General features: G+C 35.4%; 3 protein-coding genes and 1 pseudogene. All 4 read right to left on the bottom strand.

Features of this window, described 5'->3' with window-relative positions:
- Positions 1 to 77: 77 nt before the first annotated feature.
- The 4 genes and pseudogenes from ENL20_09380 to ligA all read right to left on the bottom strand — a co-directional run bounded on the left by ENL20_09380 (position 78) and on the right by ligA (position 4,868).
- Positions 78 to 608 (bottom strand): transposase, encoded by a 531-nt coding sequence (locus tag ENL20_09380; GenBank protein ID HHE38768.1) that lies wholly within the window; start codon positions 606 to 608, stop codon positions 78 to 80.
- 105 nt (positions 609 to 713) lie between these two features.
- On the bottom strand, positions 714 to 2,015 hold the full coding sequence (locus tag ENL20_09375) for an LptF/LptG family permease (protein ID HHE38767.1): 1,302 nt from the start codon (positions 2,013 to 2,015) through the stop codon (positions 714 to 716).
- 193 nt (positions 2,016 to 2,208) lie between these two features.
- Positions 2,209 to 2,744 (bottom strand): annotated as a pseudogene (locus ENL20_09370) (transposase).
- Positions 2,745 to 2,852: 108 nt separating this feature from the next.
- Positions 2,853 to 4,868 (bottom strand): NAD-dependent DNA ligase LigA, encoded by a 2,016-nt coding sequence (gene ligA, locus ENL20_09365; GenBank protein HHE38766.1) that lies wholly within the window; start codon positions 4,866 to 4,868, stop codon positions 2,853 to 2,855.
- Positions 4,869 to 5,591 lie beyond the last annotated feature (723 nt).

The following is a 5,591-nucleotide window of genomic DNA, read 5'->3' as shown; positions in this document are numbered from 1 at the left end:
GTCAAAACTAATCATAACACAATATATCTATTGTTTGTTCCCACGCAGGAGCATGGGAACAAGTAATCATTATTGCGTCAAGACCAATCAGTCTCAACTGGAATCAATCCTTCCATCCCAGCATAATTCCTCACACTCGAATATCTCCAATGAATATCTTCATCCACATATCCGTGAATAATGGGATTCTTATGAATATAATCAATTTTCTGATTCATCATATCTATTCCTTGAATCAGTTGCGGATGACTTCCTTCCTGCCAGAGTTGAAAATTTCTATCATTTTTGTATGAGAGTTTATAGAAATTCAGTTGTTTAAGCATAAATTGATTATTTCGTTCTTTAAAATAATCAATAATTTCTCTTGCTGTAAAAGATTTAAAATCGCCTATTTCCTTTGATAAATCCTCTGAAGAAGCAATAAGATGAAGATGATGTTCCATTATTACATAAACGAAAATTGTTAGTCTTTTATTTTCCTGTAAAAATTTGAGAGAATTTAAAATGACAACTTCAGGATTCCCGAAGATTGGTAGCCAGTTTACTGTTGTACAAGTTAGGAAGTACGGTTGATTGTTTTCAAATATTTTGTATCTGGTTCTGGACATTTAATTATTCCTTGTTTTTACGCAGAGCGTAACTATATTCATTCCCACGCGGGAGCGTGGGAACGAGAAAAAGGCACAAAGGCACGAAGAAGCACAAAGAACATTTTATTTAATCTTCAAAAATTTCATTATTTTTAGCTTAAATCTTTCAATATCGATAAACTTCATTTCTTTAACTGAAATGATAACTAAATAAATTCCGATTATTCCAAATAAAATGTTCGAAATCCACATCGCCAGAAATGGTGAGACAACTCCCTTATCTGCCAGTTCTTCTCCCCCCGTAAGAGTTCCGTAATAGATCAGAAAAACGATCGAGCTGACGGAAAAAGCCATACCAACACCACTGGTTCTGGTCATCATTCCGATAGGAGCACCGATCAAGACAAAGATCAGGCAGGCAAAAGCGATCGCATATTTCTTATGGATCTCAACCTGGTACATCCGAATATTTTTCTGATAATTCCTGATCTTATCCAGCTTGATTTTCCTCGAATTATAGAAATTCTTTAATTTTCGTTTATCTTTTTCCGTACGGATAGAATCAACTTCCAAATCATTTATTTTCTCATTGATCTCAAGAATTTCTTTTTTCACAGATTTAATCGATCCTTCTTTTTCATCGATCTTTTCCTGCATTGCTTTGGAACTTAATTCCCGATCACTGCGCGAATCCGTATTAAAATCCGCATTATAACCTAAATCCGGTAAATTCAGAATAAACTTCTTAAATTTCCTGATCAGGTATTTATCTGGTTTTTTGGGATCTCTTTCATGCATCTGACCATTGAAAAGAATTGCTTTCAGGCTGTTCCCTCCATCTGATAAAATAATATTGCCCTTTTCAGCGATGATCGTCTGAGGAAATTTGATATTTTCACGATTATAAATAACCACATTCAATAATTGATCTTCGATCCGTTCTTTAGCATAGATCGTATATTTTTCGAGAGTATTGAAAATTCCAGGTTTAATGGCAGTTACCGGTCTGCGATAACCTGCTTTTCTCATCAGATTTTTGAGAGTATGGTTTGTATCCGGTAAAACTGCATTATTGAAATAAACCATGAATATTGATAACAAAAAAGCAGCTATTACAGTCGGTTTTATCAAAGTATAAATATTTATTCCGCAAGACTTGAATGCAATCAGTTCATGATCGACAGAAAGTCTGCCGAAAGACATAATGGAAGCAAGAAGAACAGCCATCGGAATCGTCAGGGCGAGCATAAAAGGTAAACTCAGACTGAAGATGGAAAATATGGTCAGAAGATCAAGATGCTTTTCGATGATCAGGTTCAAGAGATCGATCAATCTGTCGAGCAGCATCACGAATGTGACGACTATCAGCGACACGATGAATGGTTTAAAATTTTCCTTGAGGATGTAGCGTTCTAATATTTTCATTTTTATTTGCCACAGAGACACAGAGAACACGGAGAAATAATTCTCGTTCTAATACTCCTTCGTTGGTTACTCGTTCCAACGCTCTTGCGTGGGAATGCTTCCTCCGACGCTCCTGCGTCAAAACTTATCATAACACAATATATCTATTATTTGTTCCCACGCAGGAGCATGGGAACAAGTAATCATTATTGCGTCAAGACCAATCAGTCTCAACTGGAATCAATCCATTCAATCCTGCATAATTTCTCGCACTCGAATATCTCCAATGAATATCTTCATCCACATATCCGTGAATAACAGAATTTTTATGAATATAGTCGTTTTCTGATTCTTCATTTCAATGCCCTGTATTTGTTGAGGATGAAATCTTTCCTGCCATAATTGAAATGTTCTATCTTTCTTATGAGTTAGTTTATGAAATTTTAGTTGTTTGAGCATGAATTGATTATTTTGTACTTTGAAATAATCGATTATTTCTCTTGCTGTAAAAGACTTGATATCATCGATTTCTTTTGATAAATCCTCTGCAGAAGCAACAAGATGAAGATGATGTTCCATTATTACATAAGCAAAAATTGTTAGTCTTTTATTTTCCTGTAAAAATTTGAGAGAATTTAAAATGATTTTAGCAACTTCAGGATTCCCGAAGATTGGTAGCCAGTTGACAATTGTGCAGGTTAGAAAATGCGGTTGATTATTTTCGTATATTTTATATCTGGTTCTGGACATTCTTTAATTCCCTTTTCACGCAGGAGCGTTGGATTTTTGCATTCCCACGCGGGAGCGTGGGAACAAGTATCGCGACTTTGCGACTTTATGTCTCTGCGTCTTTGCGGTTCACTTTTCAACCATCTTCAAAAAATCATCTTCCGAAATAATTTTCACAGTTCCGATCTTCTCTGCTTTCTTCACCTTTGAACCAGGATTCTCTCCGACTATCAAATAATCCAGATTCTTGCTGACAGCGGAAATTACTTTTCCTCCAAATTTTTCGATTTCCTCCTTTATTTCGTTTCTTTTAAAATGAACAAGTGTTCCTGTTACTAAAAACTTCCGACCGTTCAATAAATTTTCCTGCTCGATCTTTTCAGATGTAAAATTCAAACCTGCTTCCTGCAATTTGCGGATTGTGTTCAGACTCTCTTCATTCCTGAAAAAGTCAAAGAGCGAGTAAGCAATTTTTTCACCTATCTCCTCAATATCGAGAAAATCTTCGATAGTTGCGTTTATCATCTCATCAATATTGGAAAAATATCGAGTCAATATTTTGGATGTTTTTGCACCTACAAAGCGAATTCCAAGTCCGAAAAGGATTTTATGGAATTTCTGTTCTTTCGACTTTTCAATTGCAACTTTCAGATTCTCAACCGATTTTTCCGCCTGTTTATCAAACTGCTTAACCTGCTCAAAATCTATGTTATAAATATCTTCGATCTTCCTGATCAAATTATGTTCGAGCAACTGTTTAACGAGTGCTTCTCCCAGTCCTTCGATATCAACTGCTTCCCGCGACGCAAAATGCTGAATCTTTCCCTGAATTTGGGCAGGACAATTGATATTATTGCAATAAGTGATCGCACCATCTTCTTCTTTTTTCAGAGTAGTTCCACAAACAGGACATTCTTTTGGAAAGACGATTTCAGGAAATTTATCTTTTCTTTTGGAAAGATCCACGCTCAAAATTTTAGGAATGATCTCACCTGATTTAATGACCTTTACTTCATCTCCGATCCTTAAATCGAGTCGTTTGATCTCATCTTCATTATGAAGGGTTGCTCTGGATACTGTCGAACCGGAAATATAAACAGGTTTCAGAACTGCAACCGGTGTAACAGCTCCGGTTCTTCCAACCTGATAAATAACATCGAGAAGTTTCGTCTGTTTCTCTTCTGCTTTGAATTTATATGCCATCGCCCATTTCGGACTTTTCGCAGTAAAACCGAGTTCCTTCTGCAAAGCAAAGTCGTTCATTTTAATAACAATTCCATCGATATCAACTTCCAGTTCGGAACGGCTCTTTTCCCAGAAATTGCAGTATTTTACAATTTTCTCAAAATCAGATGCGAATTCAGTATATTCATCGATCTTGAAATTGTTATCCTTCAAAAAATCCAGTAACTGCTTTTGCGACTGGATCTTCTCATTTTCCAGAAAACCAACAGAATAAATAACCGAACTTAAATTCCTGTGCGCGACAATTGAACTATCCTTGACCTTGATCGTGCCGGCAGCAGCATTACGCGGATTGGCAAAAAGTTTTTCTCCTTTATCTTCTCTTTCCTTGTTTATTCGTTCAAATTCTTTGATAGGAAGATAGATCTCACCGCGAACTTCGATCGGATTTTTATATTTTATTCTTTGCGGAATAGACTTGATAGTCTTCACATTATTGGTAACAACCTCACCTTCGAATCCATCTCCGCGAGTGGTCGCATAAACCAGAGTTCCTTTATCATAAAACAGATTTATGCTGAATCCATCGATCTTATGCTCTAAAGAAACTTCCGGGAATCTTCCGGTCTTCTCTGCGATTTTTCCCAGAAAAGACTGTACTTCCTCCAGAGAATAAGCATTATCCAAGCTGTACATCCGCACTTTGTGTGGAATGATCTTTGCTTCCGGAACAAGATCCGAACCTATTTTTTCCGTCGGAGTTTTATTGATCTTATATTGAGGATATTTGCTTTCCAGTTCCTGCAATCTTTTAACCAATTGATCATATTCATAGTCAGAGATTTCCGGTTCGGATTTCTCATAATAAAGCTGATTATGATGAGTGATCTGCTCCCTCAATTCTTTGATTTCTTCTTTAACGAACAGGTCTTCCAATTCTCCTCCGATTTTTTGACAAATTTTAGAGAGATGATTTTTAAATCAATGTTTTTTTCAATATCAAGCGTAAAATAAAATTTATCATTGACACAATAATAGATAAAAATCAAAAATTTATAGTTTTTCTTAAAGTTTTTAAAAAAAAAACAGGAGGTTTTGTGGGTAATACAAAATCTCTTCTTCCTATAATCCTCCTCGGGAAACAGTAAATTTTACGCAATCAAGAAATGCTAATGATTTCTTTCAATACAGCGATTCGCTAGAGTCTGAACCATCCGAAGTACCAGAGTAATCTCCCAGCCCCTCTCACCAATATCTCATCTACAGTATTAAATATTTCATCTACAATAAACAAAATCTGATCAACATTAATAAATATCTTATTTACAGTAGCCAAAATACTAACAACATTAGTAAATCTCTTAACTGCACTTTATAATCTTTTATCTACATTCATTAATCTCTCCTTTACATATAACAATATTTTTTTAGTTTTGTCCATTGTAGATGAAAGATCATAGAATGTAGTTAAGAGATTAAGGGATGTAGTTAAAAGATTAAGGGATGTAGTTAAAAGATTGAGGGATGTAGTTAAGAGATTAAGGGATGTAGTTAAAAGATTGAGGGATGTAGTTAAGAGATTGAAGGATGTAGTTAAGAGATTGAAGGATGTAGATAACAGATTATAAAGTGCAGTTAATAGATTACTTATTGCAGGAAGAATATTATGGCAGAAAACAACGG

Source organism: Candidatus Cloacimonadota bacterium (assembly GCA_011372345.1).
Lineage (GTDB): Bacteria > Cloacimonadota > Cloacimonadia > Cloacimonadales > TCS61 > DRTC01.
This window is presented reverse-complemented; position numbering and strand designations above follow the sequence as displayed.

What these genes read in the sequence shown, in the direction of transcription:
- ENL20_09380 (HHE38768.1), bottom strand. Translation starts at nt 608, where the DNA reads ATGTCCAGAACCAGATACAAAATATTTGAAAACAATCAACCGTACTTC.
- ENL20_09375 (HHE38767.1), bottom strand. Translation starts at nt 2,015, where the DNA reads ATGAAAATATTAGAACGCTACATCCTCAAGGAAAATTTTAAACCATTC.